This is a genomic window from Vibrio sp. DNB22_10_4 (assembly GCF_052879755.1).
In genome coordinates this window covers 1,121,780-1,141,519 of sequence record NZ_JBNNXW010000001.1, presented here as the reverse complement: position 1 = coordinate 1,141,519, position 19,740 = coordinate 1,121,780, and the positions used below count along the sequence as shown (strand labels likewise).

Sequence of the window (19,740 nt, the reverse complement as noted above, 5' to 3'; positions counted from 1 at the left end):
CTTGGTGAAGGCTTTTTTATTTGTGATTTACCGTACGTCATGCTTTAATGTGCAGCATACTGTATAGGGGAGAAGCAAATGAAAGTTAATAATTGGATGTTACTTGGCTTGGCGTTGGTAGCATCGACTCCGACTATGGCGGCGAATATGAGTAACGAACAGATCTGTACTGCAGGACTGTCATTAGCCCTGGACAAAAAACCACGTGGGATCAAGACACAAGCGGGTTCGGGAAAGCGTGTATTGCTGTCATTAAAAGACTTTGATGGTGATTGGGAATACCGTTGTGAGGTTAGTCGCAGCAGTAAAACAATGAAGCTTGAGGCGAGAGAAGGTCGTAAAAATGACACCTACTTAAATCAAACTATTCGTTACAAGGTCACTAATAGTGCGAGATCGATTGAAGTACTAATGAAGAAGCGCCAATCCGGTGTGAAAAGCGAGACTTACAACGCGATGCAACTGAAAAGCTAACTGGCTGTTCAGTTAACACGGATTTTCGGAATCGGCATAGCACTTTGCGTGTTTTGCCATTTCCTGTTCTTTGCGATGTAGTGCTACCATAGAGAGATAGAAGTATCGCCGTTTAGACAGGGAGTGCGGCTTGACGGAATTTACATCTCATCAAATACACGTTCAGCGTCAGGCCGAGAACCCATTGCTATGGTCTGTACTGAACGTTGTAGAGCGGCAGACCGACAGCCTTCAAATCCATAAACTGTTTGCTGTACTCGCTGAAAAAGAACTTATCCCAATTCTCGATGACAGCGCAGAGAAAGATCTATTCAAACGAAACTTCTTGCTAATGAACGCGCTCTATCAACTTCAGGCGATATTGTTGCCTGAAAAATGGCTACAAGTCGAAGCGATGGACATTCGTTTAATGCCATACAATCCTTCTAAACATAACGTTACCAATGAAGACCCATTGCGTGATTACTATCTTGATTGGTCACATTACGAAGCTGATAACCGAGAAGTAAAACGGCTACTCGAAGAGTTTTGGACTCGATACAAGCAGTATGTTGGCGTTGGAGAAGTGACAATGTCACAAAAACAGGCTTTGGCTTGTTTTGAGCTAGATGAATCAGCAACACAAAAGGAGATACGCCATGCTTGGCGTAGGTTAGCCTTGAAATGGCATCCAGATCGATCGGGTGGGGATACAGAAAAGTTTCGGATTTATTGTGAAGCGTGGTCATTGCTTAAAGAGTAGTGACCACGCGGTGCTTAACTATTTTGTTTAATTAAAGAGTGCTGTTTAATGAGAGAGTGCTTTTTAGCGAGGCTGTCTCATTTTTCCAGCTCGCAGACGGTTTAAGGTTGCGAGCACATCAACAACGCGTGGCTTAGCAAGATCGCCCGAGTTTGGCATTGTCGCACTCCAATTCCCCTCTAGCAGTGTCGCAATATCTTTTGGCGGATGCATTGACCAGCCTGGATTTTGCGCAAACTGAAACAACGTCCAGCCAATTGCATTGAGTTCAGAGTTCGATTCCAATTGCTCAAGTGCCTGAACATCAATGTGCTCTTTGCCAAATCTTAGATTGTTGCCACCTTTGCCAGAAACGCGATACTTACCGTCGACAAGTAGTTTCTGGAGGTGAGCACAATCCACATGACGTGGCGGGATCAGTTCAATCGGCTTCTCACATTCGTTTTGGCGCTCGGTTGGGTGAAGCTTGATGACTTCACGTGCTTTATCTGTTACATCAATCGCTTGGTAGTCGTGCATTTGAATCACAGTGTCAGCCACATCCAAATAATCGCCTGAACCGCCCATAACTATGATGGTTGAGATATCAAGTTCATCACGAAGTTGACCGACTCGATCGACAAATGGGGTGATAGGCTCATCGCCTTTTGATACCAATGCCTGCATACGTTCATCACGAATCATGAAGTTTGTTGCTGAGGTGTCCTCATCAATCATGATAGCTGTCGCGCCAGACTCAATAGACTCTTGAAGCCAAGCCGCTTGTGAAGTAGAGCCTGAAGCATCTTGAGTGCTAAAGTCACTAGTCTGTTTACCAAATGGTAGGTGGTTGATGTAGTTACTTAAGTTGAGGTTGTGGATTGAGCGACCATCTTCTGCCTTGATTTTACAAGCATCATTGAGAGTCACCACACCTTCGCGACCATCACCCGGGATATGATCGTAAATCGCTTTCTCTAGTGCGTTAAGAAGTGTGGATTTGCCATGGAAGCCACCACCAACAATCAGGGTAACACCTGCTGGAACGCCCATACCTTGTATTTCACCTTGGCTAGGGCGTGACAACGTCACCTCTAGAGATGCAGGCGAGCGGAATGGCACAGCATCTTTCATAGGTAGGTCACAGTTGCCGGCTAGACGAGGGAGAACACTGCCATTAGCAACAAAAGCCACTAGACCTTTGGCTTTAAGCTGTTCGCGCAGCATGACTTGGTCTTCAATCACTTCGCAGTGATGTTTCAGAGCCGTGATATCCAGTTCGCGATCAATCGTGGCTTTACGAATGTATTTAGGCAAATGGAAAGTCATGATGTTGATCGCTTTCTTCGCCAAAATACTGCGACCTTCGGCCGGTAGATTAATGCGGAAGCGAAGTTCAATACCTTCATCAGTAAACACGACAGCGGTCGAGTCAAGTACGGTTTGGCCTGTTGTTGAAATCGAGACACTATTTTCTTGTTTAGCAAATAAAGCAAACTGCCTAGCAAGATAATCACGAGCAGCAATCTGGTAGGCTGGAGATTGCTCTTTTAGCCATTCTAGGCCTGTTGGTGCCCAGCGACGAAAAGCACGCACTCGTGAGGCCGCTGCGTATGGATCAGACTGTACGTGATCGATGTGAAACTCAAAATCAGTGAAATCGAAGCTACCTTTAATTTGCTGGTAAGCACGATAATTTTGCTTTTCGATCTTTTTAAGTTTGGCTATGAGTAGATCCATGTCGAATGTCTCGAATTTCAAAAGGTTGGTGCGCGATTATAGGAGGCGATCCATCGCGGGTAAAGGGTTTGCTTGAATAATCGTACTTCCATGATGGTTTATCGATATTACAGCAACTAGTGTCACCGAATGATGAACTTGTCCGGGAGCGGGTATTGCTTTTGAAGCTCGCTTTCAAAAATATCGCGAGACATTGGTTTCGCGTAGTAGAAGCCTTGTCCTACATCACAGTGCTCTTTGGTAATAAACAGGTGTTGCGCCTGCGTCTCAACGCCTTCTACTACGACTTGCTTGTTTAGTTTTTTCGCGATGCTCGTGATAGAACGAAATATCGATTTGTCTTGCGAGTTGTCAACAATGTTAGATAGAAATTCTTTGTCAATCTTCAGTGCGCTAAATGGAAGTTTCTTCAGATAGTTGAAAGAAGCATAGCCAGTTCCAAAATCATCCAGCGCAAACTTAACGCCTATTGTTTCTAGGGTGTTAATGTTCGCTTTGGCGATATCAAAATTAGAAACTAAACAGCTTTCAGTCAGCTCTAACTCAAGGTTGTGTGCTGGCAGTTCATATTGATCTAATAGCGCCATGACTTTGTTGGCAAACGCAGGAAGGCATATCTGCTTTGCAGAAACATTAATCGAGAGGCAAAAGTCTGGCGCAAATTCTATCCACTCCGAGGCGCGATCCATAGCGTTGCTCAGCACAAAATAACCCACTTCAATAATGAGACCATTTTGTTCCGCCATGTGTATTAGTGCTTCATTAGACATTTCTCCAAGGACAGGGTGTTTCCACCGCAAAAGGACTTCTGCGCCAATCCATTTCTGCGTTTTAATATCAACCTTGGGTTGAAAGTACAAAATTAGGTCGTCGTTTCGGACTGCTTGTAGTAAATAGTGTTCAAGTTGATTGAATGCTTTTTGGTCTTGTTGATCGGCTTGGGTGAAAAAGGTGATTAACTCACCGGACTCCTTACATGCGAGGGCGGCGTGGAAGGCATTATTGATTAGCTGATTTTCATTCTGAGTGTGGAAAGAGTTCGCAACACCCATATAGGAGTGAAGATGAACTTCGCTGTCTTTAAATACAAAACCTTGCTTGGCAATGGTAGCGATCTTTTTACACAAAGTAGGGAGATACTGTTCATTCATAGCAGGAACAACAGTAGTAAGCGCAAGTTCAGTCGTCGATATTCTTGCTATGTGCTGTATCTGCTCAGTCACTTCATTTACTTTTTTCTCAAACCCCTTAAGAAGGTCGTCGAGGCCGTCACAACCGATTCTAGCCTGAACTCGCTCACCGTTGGTGAACTGAACGAATATGACACTAATAAAAGCGTCCCCGTTAACAATTGGAACACTGTTTAATGAGGTGATAAGCGCACTTTCTAGACCGTTCCGGTTTAGCATGCCTGTCGCCGAATCATGACTTAAGTGGTAAAGCATGCGCTTTTCGAGTTGGTGGTTATTGTAAGCTAATGACTCAATGTCGATTCGGCTTTTTCGTAGTTTTTGTTGGTACTGTTGTCGCACGCGTTTTATGGAATCAGCCATTCCTTGACGAGTCATCCAAGACGAAATCTCATAACTTAAACTGTTTAACTGCTGCTCGCCATCGCTTGATCTTACCGAAAGGACAAAGGCTAAGCCTGTAGGTTGTTTCGATATTGAAGATAGATACAAACAGCGCAAGTAAGAGGTCTTAACGGGAGAAAGGAGCTTTGCTAGTGCTTCCTTTAGTGAACGCTCAGACATATCGTTGAACGACACTGTGTTTGTTTTAGGAACTGCATAGTTGTTGATATAAAGTAGTTCTAATTGATTGCCTTCAATCGCACACCAGCCCCAAACGGACTTTACATTAGATGGGGACTTTGATGACTCAACGAGTTCAAAGATCCTTTGTCGCTCACTTGGGCTCAGCCTGCGTAATACTGAGCGATTATCTCTTTTCATCAATGTTGACCACATCCTGTGGAAACGCTTCGTTAACACTAACAAAGCAAAAGATTCAGTCTCTACAGTATAAGTGTTGAATACTAGACGGTTGGGAAATTATGAATTGAGACAGGTGAATAGCACTAAGAATGGCAACAGTCTCAAAGTTGAGAGGGAAAGGCAGTCGTATTAAAGGAAAACGGCAGAAGTCCGAAGGAGCTTCTGCCGCAATGATTGCTATGGCTTTAACCGTTTTAATGCTTGGACATCTTGCGGTTGGCTGTAATCAATGTCATCAAATCCAAAACCATTCAGATTTAAGAATGAGCGTTGGAAGCCTTCAAAGTCGCCAATTTGCTTGAAGTTGTCTTGATTCATTTCAGATAGACACTGCTTAACCTTATCTTGAACTTCGGGATTGAGCTCCCAGTCGTCCATGCGAATTAAACGTTCACCATCAAGAGGAACCTTGTCTTGTCCGTAGACCTTGGTGGCAAACAAACGTTGCATTTGCTCAATACACTCTTCGTGAGTACCTTGCTCTTTCATGGTTTTGTACAGCGCAAGTAGGTATGGAGATAAGCCCGGGATAAACACACTGGCCTTAGTGACGAGTGCTTTACAGACCGCAGCATAGGCGTTGCCATCAAAGTTAGACAGTTCAAGATTGAGCGCATGACTCGTTTGATGTAAGTCGACTTTGGCACGACCTAACGTACCATCCAAATAAATTGGGTGAGTGATCTCTGGCCCAACATAAGAGAATGCGACGGTTTTAAATCCGTTGGCGACGGAATCAGAGTTGACCAGGGTGTCAATCCAGCTTTCCCAATCTTCACCGCCCATGACTTTTAGAGTGCCTTCAATTTCTTCGTCTGAAGCGGGTTCGAGTAGCGTATCTTCCCACTCTTGTGTTTCAAGGTTAATGAGTGAACCTGAAACGGCTTCACCAATCGGTTTGATAGCTGAACGCCAGAATTCACCGTTTGCTTTCGGTCTAACGCCCGTAGCGAGACTGTAGATAACGAGGTCAACTTCGCCTTCAAAGTAAGTTTCTATGGCTTCAATAACTTGCTCTCGGACATCATGAGAGAACGCATCGCCAACGATATTGATAGCTCGTCGGCCGGCTTGCTGGGCACGTTGTTTGAAGTAGATGTTGTTGTACCAACCAGCAGTTCCCAATCCTTTCTCAGAAGGGCCACGCTCAAAAGAAACACCAATGGTATCGGCGTCTGAACCACCAAAGGTTAGGGCAATGCGGGCCGCTAAGCCAAACCCTGATGACGCGCCCAAAATAAGCACGCGTTTGGGGCCATTTTTGATCGGACTGGCCGATTTCACGTACGCGATTTGGTCATCGACGGCCTTTTTGCACCCTTGTGGATGAGAGGTCTTTGCGACAACACCGCTGATAACTGGTTCAACTATCACTGTATACAACCTATCTAAGACGATGATAAAAACTCAAGATAGCGTAAAGTGTTGTAAATTATATTGAGCTAGGGCATCAATTTGGCGATTCTGAGCGTATTTACTCTGCAACAATGTTGCTAAAATCGCCAATTATCAATTTAAAGGTGCGGCCTTAGTGCTTCAGCTACAAATTGTGCGATGAAGGGTTGAGCATCAGGTTTTGGGTGCAAACCGTCTTGCATCATCCATTCTGGCTTGATGATAACTTCTTCAAGAAAGAAAGGTATGAGTGGAATGTCGTGCTCTGAAGCCAACGTCGGGTAGATGTTCTCGAACATGGTGCTGTAGCGTTTGCCGTAGTTGGGCGGTACACGAATTTGCATCAAAAATACGCTAGCACCAGCCTCTTGGCTTTGGGTGATTAATGTCGATAGGTTGCGCTCAATGATAGGCGGCTGAAAGCCACGTAGTCCATCATTTGCGCCGAGCTCAATGAGCACATAGTCGGGTTTGTGTTCACTCAACAAGCCTGGCAGTTTTGCAAGACCGTTGCCTGTGGTATCGCCTGATACGCTGCCATTGATGATGTTGTACTCGGTATCATCGTCAGATAGGTGTTTAGAGAGCATTGTCGGCCAACTGAGGTCTGCCGACATGTTGTAGCCAGCACTCAGACTGTCGCCGAGAATAAGAATAGACGCCGCCTTTGCGTGAAAAGAGGCCAAGGAAACAAAAATAATAATCAAAGAGGAAAGTTGCCGAATCATGAGTTCTTCCATAATCAAAGCTGAATCAGTGTCCAAAGTAGTGTCTACGAAAACGGAACATTTAACAATCCTCGAGGATGTGAATCTGTCGATTCAAGAAGGAGAGTCTATTGCTATCGTTGGAACGTCAGGGGCAGGAAAATCCACGCTAATGACGTTACTGGCTGGATTGGACGTCCCAAGCACGGGCAATATTCAATTACTTTCTAATCCCATTTCTCAGATGAGTGATGAAGCTAGAGCCAGCATTCGTAGTGAGCACCTCGGTTTTGTGTTTCAGAGTTTTCTATTAATCCCAAGTTTGTCCGCACTTGGAAATGTGACGTTGCCCTGCCTTTTAAAAGGTGAGCAAGAGGACGAAGCGAAAGCTCGTCAACTCCTTGAGTCAGTAGGGCTTGGACACCGTATTGATCATTTGCCATCACAGCTTTCTGGCGGCGAGCAGCAGCGCGTCGCCATTGCTCGTGCATTTATGACCAGCCCTAAGATACTCTTTGCAGACGAACCAACGGGCAACTTAGATCAGAATACAGCGCACAAAATTGTCGAGCTATTGTTTGATCTTAACCAGCAGCATGGTACGACGCTCGTGCTCGTTACTCATGATTTGTCGCTAGCTAAACGTTGCGATCGCATTTTCCATATGAATGCGGGTCGGCTTGAGCAGGAGTAGCGGATGTCACAACAGCAAACCAGTTCTACTAAAATCAGTTCCAAACACAAAAACACGGGTGCGAATCTAAACAGTCGCCTCGTAACGTGGAGCTTTGACGAGATTAGGCAGGGGCAGCTTTGGCCTATTGCTATTTCCTTGACGCTAATTATCGCCTGTATTTTCGGTCTAGCGGCACTCGCTGAGCGAATGGAGCAGGTGATTGTCAAACAAGGGAAAGATGCGCTAACTGCTGACTCTATATACATTTCAGCAAATCCGATCACCGAGAAAAATACTGATTTTATCAAAGGCTCAGGACTTGAAACGTCGTGGTATACGCGCTTCGCGACTATGTCGTTCAGTGACAGCGGTATGCAGTTGATAACGGTGAAAGCCGTGGACTCAAAGTTTCCACTTCGCGGTACGCTAACCTTAGGATCCGAACAAGGTACACAAAACCAGGTCAAAGAAGGTGAACTATGGCTTGATAGCAGGATAGCGGAGCAATTGAACGTTTCCTCTGGTGACCTTGTCACTATTGGCGATGCTGAGCTTGCTGTGAGTGGGGTGATATTAGAAGAGCCTGGTATCAGCTTTAATCCGTTTCAGCAGATGCCAACCGCTTATATACACCAAAGCTCTGTGGATGAAACCGGTGCAGTGCAGCTTGGTAGTCGAGTTCAGTTTCGCGCATATTTAGTCGGTGATGAGGTAAATATTGACGCACTCAAGCAGCAAATAGAACTCACGCCAAGTGACCGATGGCGTGACCAATCATCCGGTAGCCGAACCAATGATATTTTCGACAGGACAACGCAATATCTATCTCTCACTGTTGCAATCATCATTATTATGGCAGCGACGACACTTGTTTTGACCTGTCAGAATTACGTGCAAAGTCGCAGACAAACGGTCGCCATGCTTAAAAGCCTCGGCGCAAGTAAACATTGGTTAGTACGTTGGCTTTCAATTCAAACCTTGCTGCTTGTAAGTATGTCGGTTGTCGCGGGATTATTACTAGGGATGGGCTTAGAAACGCTACTTCGCGTGCCTCTTACCGATCTACTGCCAGATCCTCTTCCTACTTATGGATCTAAACCAGCCGTTATTGCGATTGTATCGAGCTTACTCATAGGCGTTCCGGCTTTGGGTATCCCGCTCTATAAGTTGATTTCTGTATCATCTGTAGAAGTTTTGCAAAGTGCTGACGAGAAGCGTGGGGGCTGGATCTATTTGTTGGTCTTAGTCCCGGTTATTCCACTACTCGTTGCGTATCGCGACAATAATCTCGTGTGGATTGTACTGGCTGGTATTATTGGTCTGTTTGTCGTTCTGGCTGCCATTAGTGTTCTTTTCACGCTGCTCTTGAGCCGCCTGTCTTTGCCGATTTCGATGAAACTCGCGGTTAGCCGTATTAATCGCAGTAAACGTCATACAGGATTGCAATACGGGGCATTAGGGCTTTCGCTGATGCTGCTTACAACAATTTGGCTGGTTAGAAATGACCTACTCAGTGACTGGCAGAGAACACTTCCAGCTGATGCGCCCAACGCGTTTGCTCTTAATATTGCTGATTACGAGAAAGATGCTTATCTGAGTGCTCTAGATGGTAACAACATTGATCGCTCTCAAGCGTTTCCGATCTCTCGTGGACGATTGACGCTCATCAATGGCGAAGATGCACAAACCAGACAAAAAACGGGTGTTGATGAGGAAGATGCGTTAAGTCGAGAGCTCAATTTTACCTATGCAGACACTCTTCCTGGCTACAATGATGTTCTTTCTGGAGAATGGACGCAGACAGGTGGTGTATCAGTGGAAAAAGAGGTGGCCGAAAATCTTGGTCTTAGGATAGGAGATGAGCTTGGCTTTACCATTAACGGCCAAGAGGTTAGGGCTGTCATCAACTCAATTCGATTTGTTGAATGGAGAGACATGAAGCCTAACTTTTACTTTATCTTTACTCCAGATGTGTTGGCGAATATACCGAGTGCATGGTTAGTGAGCTTTAGGCTTCACGATAAAGACAATGATTTGATAGCCACCTTGTCACGCAACCACCCAACGGTTAGTTTGATGGACATACGCTTGATGGGAGAGAAGATACAAGGGCTGCTCAGTCAGATAGTGTGGTCGATAACGGTATTAGCAGCATTGGGAGTACTTTCAGGAGTATTGCTTATCTTTACTTTACTCAGGTTGAGTCTCTCTCAGCGTCAAGCTGAAATTCGTCTTTATCGAACCTTAGGAGCGAGCCGTAAACGGATCGTTAGAACGATTTGGGCTGAATACGGGATCATGGCGATTACGGCGGGTATTGTTGCGACATTTGGCGCTGAATTAGTCGTTGGTTCGATCATGACTATTGGGTTTGATTTGCCGTGGAGTTGGCATTTATCCACTTGGATTATGGTTCCCGCAATCGCTTTCGCGACGTTAGCCTTGGTTCTTTTTTCATTGATAAGACAGATGCTTACTACCTCGCAAAAGCAGTTTGCATAATGCTTAGCCACCGTTTTTGTTAAGTTATCCACAAAAACGGTGGATAAGGTTTTGGATAACTCAATCGTATCCTTAGTGATAAAAATCGTTAGCCTTTGATTGGTCGGTGATGGCGGGTAATCTGATTGTCATGTTGCTGTCAAAAAACTTATTCACCGATTAACTGTCAAGAAAAAACATCACAAAAAATAGGATTTTTTTTCCCTCTAGATGCGGCTAAAATGTCGCATCTTCATCACTTCAATCAATAAGAAATGAGTCAAGAATTCCCAGAGATGCAGAGTCGTCAACGAGTGGCCATCATAGGTGGGGGCGTCGCAGGATCTACGGTTGCTTTGTACCTTGCAAAACAAGGTATTGATGTGACCGTTTATGAAAAAAATCAGCGCCTTGTTAGTGGCCCACCGATTTGTCACCTCCATGCTGGTGGTAATTTGTATCGTGAAATCTCTGAGCAACATTGTCTTGAGCTACTTAGGCAATCGATAGAATTTGTACGCTTCTTTCCGTCGGTCGTTAATGTTCGCCCAACCGTCATTGCGGTTCCACGAGGGGATGAGGGTAAGCCAGAGGCCTTGCTTCCTCGTTTAAATGTACTTCGAGATGCATACAAAAAGTTAGTTGAGTTGGACGCTGACAACCAAGTACTGGGTAAACCGGATGACTACTTCCACGAATTCGACCGTCAAACTTTGAATGAGCTGTCAAAGAGACAGCCGCCAGAAGCGCCGCAAACACTCGAAGAGTGGCTTATCCCCTTTGCTAAACATACCGATCTAGATAAGCTTAAATACCCAGTCTATGTTGTTCAAGAATATGGACTCAGCTTGTTCCGTGTCGCCTCGTCTGTTGAACTATGGTCTCAGCAAATAGCTAACCTGCATATCCGCACTGGTGCCAAAATAGAACAGGTTCGTGAGTTAGAAGATAGATATGAGTTAGAGCTAGCGGCAGGGCAAACAGAGTCGTTCGATTTTGTTATCAACGCTTGTGGATTTCGTACCGGCACTATTGACGATAAGTTAGAGAAACCTCGACAAAGGTTAGTAGAGTTTAAAGCCGCTTACGTCACCAAATGGGTAAAACACCAGCATGAAAAATGGCCAGAAGTGATCTTTCACGGTCAGCGCGGTACTCCGCAAGGTATGGCGCAATTAACGCCTTACCCTGGTGGCTATTTTCAACTTCATGGCATGACCAAATCGATCACCTTGTTTGAGAATGGCTTGGTGCAGTCAGGTGGTAACACGTCACAGCCACAGCTTCCACAGCACTTAGTCGATAAAATTGATAATGGTTGGCCAGAGCAGGTACAAACCTCGCGTTCGCAAAGCGCTATCCAACATCTTGCTCAGTATGTTCCTGAATTTGTATCAGCTGAACCTGCAGGAAAGCCTTTGTATGGCGCACAGCAAATACCAGGATTGGAGCCAAGTCTTCGTTCTGCTGATGTTAGTTTTGATGGTGAACGTTATGCTCGCCTAGAGATTGTTAAAGCTTCATCCGCTTTAATTGCTGCAAAAAAGATAATGAGTCGTTGGTTTGTTAATCAGCCGTTCAACGTGAGCACGACTCTTGCGTTAAAGCCTTTAGATGTTGAATTAGCAGCAAAGCAAATAGCACGCGATCGAGGTTACCCAGAATCTTTAGCTGTAGCCTACTAAATATACGCTAATCCATTGGTTTATAAAGACAAGGCAAAATAAAGGGTCGCAAATCTGCTCCGATTGCATATAATCGCTGTAGAGAAATACAAGGAATTTATGATGAACGTACTAGTAACAGGTGGCGCAGGCTACATCGGAAGTCACACATGTGTGCAGCTTATTGAAGCGGGTATGACACCAATTATCTTTGATAATCTTTACAATGCAAAATCGGCGGTGATTGATCGTATTGAGAAAATCACAAAAAATCGTCCGGTGTTTGTAAAAGGTGACGTGCGCGATAAGCAAGCCCTGGTAGACGTGATGACGAATCATAACATTGATGCAGTGATTCACTTTGCCGGCTTAAAGGCGGTGGGAGAGTCTGTTGAAAAGCCGCTTGAATACTATGATAACAACGTCAATGGAACTTTGGTTCTCGCGGATGCGATGCGTGAAGCGGGCGTGAAGCACATTGTGTTTAGTTCATCAGCAACGGTTTACGGCGATCCTGCATCAGTGCCAATTACTGAATCATTCCCAACCAGTGCCACTAACCCTTATGGTCGCAGTAAACTCATGGTTGAAGAATGTCTGACTGATTTCCACAAAGCCAATCCAGATTGGACCATTACCTTGCTTCGTTACTTCAACCCAGTAGGTTCTCACCCTTCCGGTGAAATGGGTGAAGATCCTCAGGGGATCCCAAACAACCTAATGCCATTTGTATCTCAAGTTGCTGTGGGTCGACGTGAATGTCTATCGGTCTTTGGTGACGACTATCCAACACCCGATGGTACGGGCGTTCGTGATTATATTCACGTAATGGATCTGGCAGATGGTCACATCGCCGCTCTGAAAACGTTAAATGGCAAAGAAGCGCTCTCTATATACAACCTAGGAACAGGTAACGGAAGCAGCGTACTGCAAATGGTTAAAGCGTTTGAAGAAGCCTCTGGTAAGCCAGTTCCTTACAAAGTTGTGGAACGTCGCCCTGGTGATATCGCTGAATGCTGGGCAGATCCTAGCAAAGCTAACCAAGAGCTTGGCTGGAAGGCGACACGTACCTTATCCGATATGACAGCAGATGGATGGCGCTGGCAGTCGCAGAATCCGACTGGTTATCCAGAGTAATCTGGTGGTTTGTCGCATAAACTTAACAAAAGGCGCTAAAAGCGCCTTTTTTTGATCCAAGTCGCCTTATTTATTGAATAAAAAATATCATATTGTTGAATATTTGCTAAAATGGTTTCAGTACTTAATTTAACCAGTAAAATTAGTCTTGAACCACAAGGGGACTCCATGGAGTTAGCACTCATCATTGCTTTCGTTGTAGCTGCGGTTGTAATGGTTAAAAAAGAAATGGCTGCAAAATAGTCTTCATTCATACATTTTATTTACAAATCTTTTAACTGAATGAAAGTATTAACAAAAACCGACGAAAGTCGGTTTTTTTATGCGTGAAATCTGCGTATTCAACAACAACTTTTCTTTGTCGTCACGACTAAAAACAATCGTTTTATTTTTAATTGCTAAACTCTTAAGGTGCACGCTCTTTCCGGTCGTTCGTAACCGGCGTTTCACACTCATAAAACAATATACCTAAAAGAGGATACTGCCATGCGCATTGCGATTCTATCTCGCAACGAAAACTTGTACTCAACTCGTCGCCTAAAAGAAGCAGGGGAAGCGAGGGGACATCAAGTGGATATCATAGATACCCTGCATTGCTATATGGATATTACTAGTAGTAACTCTAAAGTCCGTTATATGGGTGAGGAGTTGCCTCAATACGATGCGGTGATTCCACGAATTGGTTCATCTATTACTTTCTACGGAACCGCTGTGGTTCGTCAGTTTGAAATGATGGGTACTTTCTGTGTTAACGAGTCAGTAGCGATTAGCCGTTCACGTGACAAACTGCGTTCCTTGCAGTTGCTATCACGTAAAGGCATTGGTCTACCTCGCACTGGTTTTGCAAGCAAGCCAGACGACATTCCAGATTTGATTAAAAATGTTGGCGGCGCGCCACTTGTTATCAAGCTTCTTGAGGGTACTCAGGGCATTGGTGTGGTGCTCGCAGAGACACAAAAAGCTGCAGAAAGTGTTATCGAAGCTTTCATGGGTCTAAAAGCCAACATTTTGGTTCAAGAGTTTATCGAAGAAGCTAACGGTGCTGATATTCGTTGTTTTGTTGTCGGTGGAAAAGTGATTGCTGCAATGAAGCGACAAGCTGCCGAAGGTGAATTCCGTTCAAATCTACATCGTGGTGGTACTGCACAGCTAATCAAGCTCACTAAAGAAGAGCGTGCGACAGCGATAGCGGCTGCCAAGGCGATGGGGTTGAACTTGTGCGGGGTTGATATCCTTCAGTCGAAAAATGGTCCAGTGGTTATGGAAGTAAACTCATCACCAGGCCTAGAGGGAATTGAGAGCGCGACAAGTAAAGATGTGGCGGGCCTTATTTACGAATTTATCGAGAAAAATGCCAAGCCAAACAACAATAAAACGAAAGGACGTGGTTAAAAATGGCTAAAGAGCTTGTCATAGCGGGCGTAGAAATACGCCCTGGTGAGCGTAAAGAAATCGATATCCCAGTTGCGAAATTATACACGGACGCAGAAGTAAGTATCCCAGTCCAAGTAATACGAGCAAAGAAAGAAGGACCAGTGGTGTTTGTGAGCGCCGCTGTCCACGGGGATGAGTTAAATGGCATAGAGATTATTAGTCGCCTAATTGCAGAAAACTTAAAACTGCAGTGCGGCACGTTAATTTATGTACCTATGGTCAACGTATATGGTGTTCTAAACCAGAGCCGCTATATGCCAGACCGCCGAGATCTAAACCGTTGTTTTCCTGGCTCAAAGAAAGGATCGTTGGCTGGACGTCTAGCGCATACTTTCCTAGAGAGTATTGTTTCTCATTGTGACTATGGTATCGACCTACACACAGGCGCTATTCATCGTTCTAACTTGCCGCAAATTCGAGCAAACTTAGAAGACGAAGAAACAAAGCGTCTCGCAGAGGCCTTTGCTGTGCCGGTTTTGCTTAATGCCAACATTCGAGATGGCTCATTACGTGAAGCCGCTGTTAACCACGGCGCTCGCGTACTTCTGTATGAAGCAGGCGAGGCGCTACGATTTGATGAGCTATCTATTCAGACCGGTGTCAAAGGCGTACTTCGCGTACTTAAAGCGCTAGGTATGACTCGCAAACGTGTATCAAAGGCAAAAACGGATCCCTTTATTGCCAACCGTAGTGACTGGACTCGTGCAGATGCGAGTGGATTTGTTAAAGAATACGTTCATTTGGGCTCTATGGTCGAGAAAGGCGAGATCCTAGCCGACATTAACGGCCCGCTGGGTAACAATATTGGTCAGGTTACGTCAAACCGCACTGGTATCATTATCGGCAAGCAAAACATTCCTCTGGTTCAAGAAGGGGAAGCTATGTATCACATTGCGTATTTTGGAGATAACGCAGAAGAGGTATTTGAACACATCGAAATCATGCAAGAGTCGATTGTTCCAGTAGAACCGAGCATGTAACACTATGCCAAACACATATAACGACAGAATGATCATTGGCAACTTGGAAGTTTGTAGCCTTCCTGAGTTGGGTATTTTTGATTTAGAAGTACGCATTGATACAGGTGCAAAAACCTCTTCGCTTCACGTTGACAACTTACAGCGTGTGAAACGAGATGGTCGTTTATACGTCCAATATGACTTGCATCCAGACATCTACCATTTAGATGAGATCGTACATTGTGAATCGTTAATTTACGACTCAAGACGTATCAAATCATCCAACGGTGATTCAGAACAGCGCTGCGTTATCCAAACCTTGTTCAAACTTGGTGACAGAGAGTGGCCCATTGAGATCACGCTAAGCAATCGCCAAGACATGTCTTATATGATGCTGTTGGGGCGTGAAGCTATGATCGACAAAGTATACGTGGATCCAAGCAGAGCGTTTCTGATTGATTAATCAGTCTGACTAACCAGCTTTCCTAGCCGCCTTTGGGCGGCTTTGTTTTGCTCGTATATTGGGAACGAGAACAACCGACAGTTTCTGCTGTTAGAATGTGGTATTGAGAAATGGAGAAAGAGGGGGGAGAAACTGGCGACAAAAAAAAGCAGAGCGCTAGGCTCTACTTTTGCGTTTAGGAGGAAAGATCACAACTTATGCTGGCTCTAAAACGTCGTCGTTTTCCATGTCGTAATCATAGTCTTTCGCGGCTTCATGAAACTTAGATTTACTATTCAACGTATGGAAAGCTCGTCTTCCGCGCGCCAAGCGAACGTATTTAAGCCAGGTGTGTTCCAGTTTGGATTTCGCTTTGCTAGGGTTAACGATCACTTTTGTGAAGTGTTTTTCTTCGGCGTTTTCCGGGGTAATGTCACCGCGTTCAAGCGCTAACATGGTTTCTCCGTAAGTTACCAAGATGTCTTCTTCAATCAGTGTAAAGTCACCCGATTTCGCGAATCCGCGTGGGAACTTTACTGCATCATAAAAACGTTTCTTGCCGTGGCGAAATTGAGTTTCAGTCATAGAGACCTCAAAGCAAATAGGTAGTAAAGCAAGGTAATTCAAGGGACTTTTTGCCATCCAAAGACGCCGAGAAGCCTTAGAATCCCGTGCTGGTTCGATGCTGAAAATAGTTGGAAATGAACAAGAAAGAAAACGAATTGTTTTTGTCGAATGCACAAAATTTCTTTATGCTTAACTAAGCTTAATTGTGTAAGAATACGTGGCTAACCAGAACGTTAGCTCAATCTATTAGAAATATCTTAAGAGTCACATTATGGACGTAAAAGTATTCCAAACCTTCCTTGAAGTCGCTAAGGAGAAACACTTTGGTCGCGCATCCGAAAACCTCTACATCACGCAGGCGGCGGTGAGTGCACGTATCAAACAGCTCGAAGAATACTTTGATACGCGGTTGTTTACCCGACATCGCAACAATATTCAATTGACCTCAGCGGGTCAACGGCTGGTAGGTTACGCAGAAGTGATGGTTTCGACGCTTAAGCAAGCGACCTTTGACTTATCATTAGAGAGCAATAAAGCGCTGCAACTCACGTTAGGCGGCACACCTAATATCTGGGATGCGTATTTGCAAAACGGCTTGAGTGTGGTCACGGATTCTTTGACTGGTTATGGTTTTGTTGCGGAGTCTCTGGGTCGTGAGCAGCTAAACCGCAAGCTACTTGAGCGCACATTGGATGTGGCGTTTTCTTTTGATCCATTTAAGGTTGAAGAGTTCAAGAGTCATCAGATTGCCGAACTGCCTTTGGTGCTAGTATCAACAGAACCAAGTAATATTGAATCCGCGTTTAACAGTAAATATGTCTACGTAGATTGGGGCACGCAATTCGCGTTTGAGCATGCTGATCGTCACCCAAATATTCCAGCGCCGTACCTGCGCACGTCAACGGGTCGTATTGCACTGGATTTTGTTTTGGAAAAAGGTGGCTGCGCCTATCTACCTGCTTCGCTGGTAGAGCCGTTCATTGAGTCTGAGCAGCTATTTAGAGTCGAGGGAGCCGATGAATGGACTCGGCCTTTGTACATAAGCTACCGTAAAAACAGCACCTCATTAGAGGCGATTTTACAAGTTGAGTCACTCATCAACACTGTTAAGCCAACTACCTCGTTTGTCGTACAGCAGGCGGGTGAAAGTGTGGAATAAAGACTTTATAAAAGCCTCTTGTTAGAGGCTTTTTCCTTCAGCGTTAGAGTTAATCAAATCGCTTTTCAGGGATGTCAATGTCTTGCCAAACTGCATCAATGAGCCCATACAGTTCGACAATAACTTTCTTATTGGGGAGTGAGCTAATTATCATTTTTGACTCTAGTTTTCGCTCTGCGGCTTGTACCGCGCTTCGGGTTGCTTTACCGCCGATTTTCTTTACAAACGCCTGAGAAGCTTCACTGTAAATCCCACGCTGCGCATGGAGCAATAGCAAGACCGCTTTGTCTGTTTGCGTTAAGTTCTTAATGATGTCCTTATGTCCTTCCTCGGCACGAATCGCCTCTCTGATAAAATTAACACCTTGGTTGAGCGTTCGTTGATTGGCGACCAATTCACGCATCAGGTTAATTATCCAGTGTGGTGAGTGATCAATTTCGTTCCAGAAGTCGAGCAGCTCCAAGCGGTTAATATGAATGTTATAAGAATCCTTGAGCCGGTTGGTGCAATGCTCAATGAAACCGTCATCAATCACAGGAAATTCGTTCACTTGTGCAGACTGATAGAAGGGCACTTTATCGTCTTCAAAAGCCGCTTTCATGCCTGTCCTGCTTGAGCCAGTAAAGATCACGGTAATTCTAGAGCCGTAAGAGTCGAACAGAGTTCTCAGGGTGTAGAGAAAGTTGTCAAAAGCACTAGATGTAGAAAGGTGTTGGAATTCATCCAATATGAAGACTACCTTAGAACCGCCAGCAGCCTCTATCACGGATTTAAGATGACTCTTAATGTTGAGTATATCTGCGTCGCTGGCAGACCTTGGTTTAAACTCGAGTTCAACTTTGGCAATTTGATTGCCAATCGCGAGTTTTTTTATTTCTGTATTGAGGAGCCGCTTCAGCGCGCCTTCTTGCTTTATTTCATCAAGCGCTCTTGCTAACTGTTCAGCGAATTCGGTATGAGGTGCACTCTTGTTGCCCCACATGTTGATATAGATAGGCAACAGACCGTTGTTGATAAGCTCGGGGCTTAAATCACTTAAGAAGAACGATGTCTTGCCAATCCTGCGCGTACCTAAGTACACCATTCGAGAAAATAGCGTGTCTTTACACATATTTGTTATGTGCTGTGCTAATACTGGGCGATGATAAAACCATGGGTCAGAATAAGGAATGTAACTGGGCTTACTCATAGTTGTATGACTCGGTGTACTTTTCATTGCTTTTCATTATAGCAAAATGAATTCATCACGTCGTGATGAATTAAGGTGAAGTTAGGCAGAGCAGTGGCAGTAAGACACTAGAGGGCGAGCCAGATAGGGAATTGGTATTCGCTTAAAAAGAAAAATTCCCGCTTGAGCGGAGGGGCTGGCGGTTCTGGTCGTGAACCCATCTGAACCTTCGGGGTATGGTGCTCTGCGAGCCGAATGTTGAGGTGTGTCGTATCCCTTTTGCGAAACCTCGTGACGTATTAGTAGCTGCATTAGGATCAGAGCATCAATGGCTACCCGTACTGATTCTGGAGGATAAACAGACCATCACTGAGCCTGAAGCGATCATTGATTACTTGGCGGAGCAATTTAGTGGGCCTCAAGTCCACCCCTGAATAGTGAAAGGGGACGATGCCCCCTTTGGTACACCAAATAATGTGTGACACTAGATGCGTTCAGCCAAGTAAGCATCATAGTCTGGAATTTCAATATCCACTTCTTGCGAGAGTAGATTAGATTCAAACAAAAAGTTCGCGGTAGCGCGGTTGGTTGCGACAGGGATGTTCCATACGCTGGCAATACGCAGTAGGGCTTTTACATCAGGGTCGTGTGGTACTGCGTTAAGAGGATCCCAGAAGAAGATCAACATATCCAGTTTCCCTTCAGAAATGAGCGCACCGATTTGTTGGTCGCCACCCATTGGGCCACTGATCATGCTTTTGATGGCAAGGCCAGTTTCCTTACTAAGCATATTACCCGTTGTCCCTGTTGCATACAGAAAGTGACCTTGTAACTTTTCCTTGTTCTCTTGAACCCAGCGCAGAAGCTCAGGTTTGTAATGATCATGAGCCACCAGTGCGATGTGCTTGTGTGCCGGCATTGTGCGAATCGTTTTCTGCATGTACTTTTGTTCCTAATTGTCTATTTTTGAATTCTGCTCGTTCTAATTCGAATGCACACAATAGGCTGACGTGAGTGCA

19 protein-coding genes are annotated in these 19,740 nt (G+C 44.9%); 11 read left to right on the top strand and 8 right to left on the bottom strand.

Translation table 11 applies throughout. The features are described from left to right. Window positions 1–78 precede the first annotated feature (78 nt). Together ACVA6Q_RS04940 and ACVA6Q_RS04935 are read left to right on the top strand one after the other, a co-directional pair. Window positions 79–474: a hypothetical protein gene (locus tag ACVA6Q_RS04940; RefSeq protein ID WP_446646715.1), complete on the top strand. Its 396-nt coding sequence runs from the start codon at window positions 79–81 to the stop codon at window positions 472–474. A 130-nt stretch (window positions 475–604) separates the two neighbouring features. Continuing rightward, window positions 605–1,216, top strand: a complete 612-nt coding sequence (locus ACVA6Q_RS04935) for a DNA-J related domain-containing protein (RefSeq protein WP_353499283.1) — start codon at window positions 605–607, stop codon at window positions 1,214–1,216. A gap of 63 nt (window positions 1,217–1,279) precedes the next feature. Here ACVA6Q_RS04935 and ACVA6Q_RS04930 read toward each other — a convergent pair whose 3' ends face one another. From ACVA6Q_RS04930 to ACVA6Q_RS04915, 4 genes are all read right to left on the bottom strand, one after another. Continuing rightward, window positions 1,280–2,935 carry a P-loop domain-containing protein gene (locus tag ACVA6Q_RS04930; RefSeq protein ID WP_446646714.1) on the bottom strand — a complete coding sequence of 552 codons (1,656 nt, stop codon included), beginning with the start codon at window positions 2,933–2,935 and terminating at the stop codon, window positions 1,280–1,282. Between the two features lie 122 nt (window positions 2,936–3,057). Further along, window positions 3,058–4,890 carry a putative bifunctional diguanylate cyclase/phosphodiesterase gene (locus ACVA6Q_RS04925; RefSeq protein WP_446646713.1) on the bottom strand — a complete coding sequence of 611 codons (1,833 nt, stop codon included), beginning with the start codon at window positions 4,888–4,890 and terminating at the stop codon, window positions 3,058–3,060. A gap of 219 nt (window positions 4,891–5,109) precedes the next feature. Beyond that, complete coding sequence (gene fabV, locus ACVA6Q_RS04920) at window positions 5,110–6,306, bottom strand: enoyl-ACP reductase FabV (RefSeq protein ID WP_446646712.1); 1,197 nt, start codon at window positions 6,304–6,306, stop codon at window positions 5,110–5,112. 140 nt (window positions 6,307–6,446) lie between these two features. Next, window positions 6,447–7,055 (bottom strand): arylesterase, encoded by a 609-nt coding sequence (locus ACVA6Q_RS04915; protein ID WP_446646711.1) that lies wholly within the window; start codon window positions 7,053–7,055, stop codon window positions 6,447–6,449. Between ACVA6Q_RS04915 and ACVA6Q_RS04910 the strand changes: the two genes are divergently transcribed. The 4 genes from ACVA6Q_RS04910 to galE all read left to right on the top strand — a co-directional run bounded on the left by ACVA6Q_RS04910 (window position 7,054) and on the right by galE (window position 12,992). Further along, window positions 7,054–7,728: an ABC transporter ATP-binding protein gene (locus tag ACVA6Q_RS04910; protein WP_353499288.1), complete on the top strand. Its 675-nt coding sequence runs from the start codon at window positions 7,054–7,056 to the stop codon at window positions 7,726–7,728. The two genes, ACVA6Q_RS04915 and ACVA6Q_RS04910, sit on opposite strands and share 2 nt — an antisense overlap. 3 nt (window positions 7,729–7,731) lie before the next feature. Further along, the gene (locus tag ACVA6Q_RS04905; RefSeq protein WP_446646710.1) at window positions 7,732–10,212 is read left to right on the top strand and encodes an ABC transporter permease; all 2,481 of its coding nucleotides are present in this window, start codon (window positions 7,732–7,734) and stop codon (window positions 10,210–10,212) included. Between the two features lie 254 nt (window positions 10,213–10,466). Then, entirely contained in the window at window positions 10,467–11,876 is a 1,410-nt protein-coding gene (locus ACVA6Q_RS04900) for an FAD-dependent oxidoreductase (protein ID WP_446646709.1), read from the top strand. A gap of 102 nt (window positions 11,877–11,978) precedes the next feature. Beyond that, a complete protein-coding gene (gene galE, locus ACVA6Q_RS04895) occupies window positions 11,979–12,992 on the top strand; it encodes a UDP-glucose 4-epimerase GalE (RefSeq protein ID WP_446646708.1) in 1,014 nt (337 codons plus the stop codon). 35 nt (window positions 12,993–13,027) lie between these two features. On the opposite strand, the gene ACVA6Q_RS04890 is transcribed toward galE, so the two are convergent. Continuing rightward, window positions 13,028–13,246, bottom strand: coding sequence for a hypothetical protein (locus ACVA6Q_RS04890; RefSeq protein WP_353499291.1), 219 nt, complete (start codon window positions 13,244–13,246; stop codon window positions 13,028–13,030). Between the two features lie 232 nt (window positions 13,247–13,478). Between ACVA6Q_RS04890 and rimK the strand changes: the two genes are divergently transcribed. From rimK to ACVA6Q_RS04875, 3 genes are read left to right on the top strand one after another with little or no spacing between them, the layout of a single operon-like run. Beyond that, complete coding sequence (gene rimK / locus ACVA6Q_RS04885) at window positions 13,479–14,384, top strand: 30S ribosomal protein S6--L-glutamate ligase (RefSeq protein WP_353499292.1); 906 nt, start codon at window positions 13,479–13,481, stop codon at window positions 14,382–14,384. A 2-nt stretch (window positions 14,385–14,386) separates the two neighbouring features. Next, the gene (locus ACVA6Q_RS04880; protein WP_353499293.1) at window positions 14,387–15,406 is read left to right on the top strand and encodes a succinylglutamate desuccinylase/aspartoacylase family protein; all 1,020 of its coding nucleotides are present in this window, start codon (window positions 14,387–14,389) and stop codon (window positions 15,404–15,406) included. A gap of 4 nt (window positions 15,407–15,410) precedes the next feature. Beyond that, on the top strand, window positions 15,411–15,848 hold the full coding sequence (locus ACVA6Q_RS04875; RefSeq protein WP_353499294.1) for an ATP-dependent zinc protease family protein: 438 nt from the start codon (window positions 15,411–15,413) through the stop codon (window positions 15,846–15,848). Between the two features lie 195 nt (window positions 15,849–16,043). Here ACVA6Q_RS04875 and ACVA6Q_RS04870 read toward each other — a convergent pair whose 3' ends face one another. Further along, window positions 16,044–16,412 (bottom strand): DUF413 domain-containing protein, encoded by a 369-nt coding sequence (locus ACVA6Q_RS04870; RefSeq protein ID WP_353499295.1) that lies wholly within the window; start codon window positions 16,410–16,412, stop codon window positions 16,044–16,046. Window positions 16,413–16,665: 253 nt separating this feature from the next. Between ACVA6Q_RS04870 and ACVA6Q_RS04865 the strand changes: the two genes are divergently transcribed. Then, the gene (locus ACVA6Q_RS04865) at window positions 16,666–17,553 is read left to right on the top strand and encodes a LysR family transcriptional regulator (protein WP_446646707.1); all 888 of its coding nucleotides are present in this window, start codon (window positions 16,666–16,668) and stop codon (window positions 17,551–17,553) included. 49 nt (window positions 17,554–17,602) lie between these two features. Here ACVA6Q_RS04865 and ACVA6Q_RS04860 read toward each other — a convergent pair whose 3' ends face one another. Continuing rightward, window positions 17,603–18,769 carry a P-loop NTPase fold protein gene (locus ACVA6Q_RS04860; protein WP_418642964.1) on the bottom strand — a complete coding sequence of 389 codons (1,167 nt, stop codon included), beginning with the start codon at window positions 18,767–18,769 and terminating at the stop codon, window positions 17,603–17,605. Window positions 18,770–18,957: 188 nt separating this feature from the next. On the opposite strand from ACVA6Q_RS04860, the gene ACVA6Q_RS04855 reads away from it, so the two are divergent. Then, complete coding sequence (locus tag ACVA6Q_RS04855) at window positions 18,958–19,155, top strand: DUF3088 family protein (protein WP_446646706.1); 198 nt, start codon at window positions 18,958–18,960, stop codon at window positions 19,153–19,155. A 50-nt stretch (window positions 19,156–19,205) separates the two neighbouring features. On the opposite strand, the gene ACVA6Q_RS04850 is transcribed toward ACVA6Q_RS04855, so the two are convergent. Continuing rightward, window positions 19,206–19,661 (bottom strand): methylglyoxal synthase, encoded by a 456-nt coding sequence (locus tag ACVA6Q_RS04850; RefSeq protein WP_112462691.1) that lies wholly within the window; start codon window positions 19,659–19,661, stop codon window positions 19,206–19,208. Window positions 19,662–19,740 lie beyond the last annotated feature (79 nt).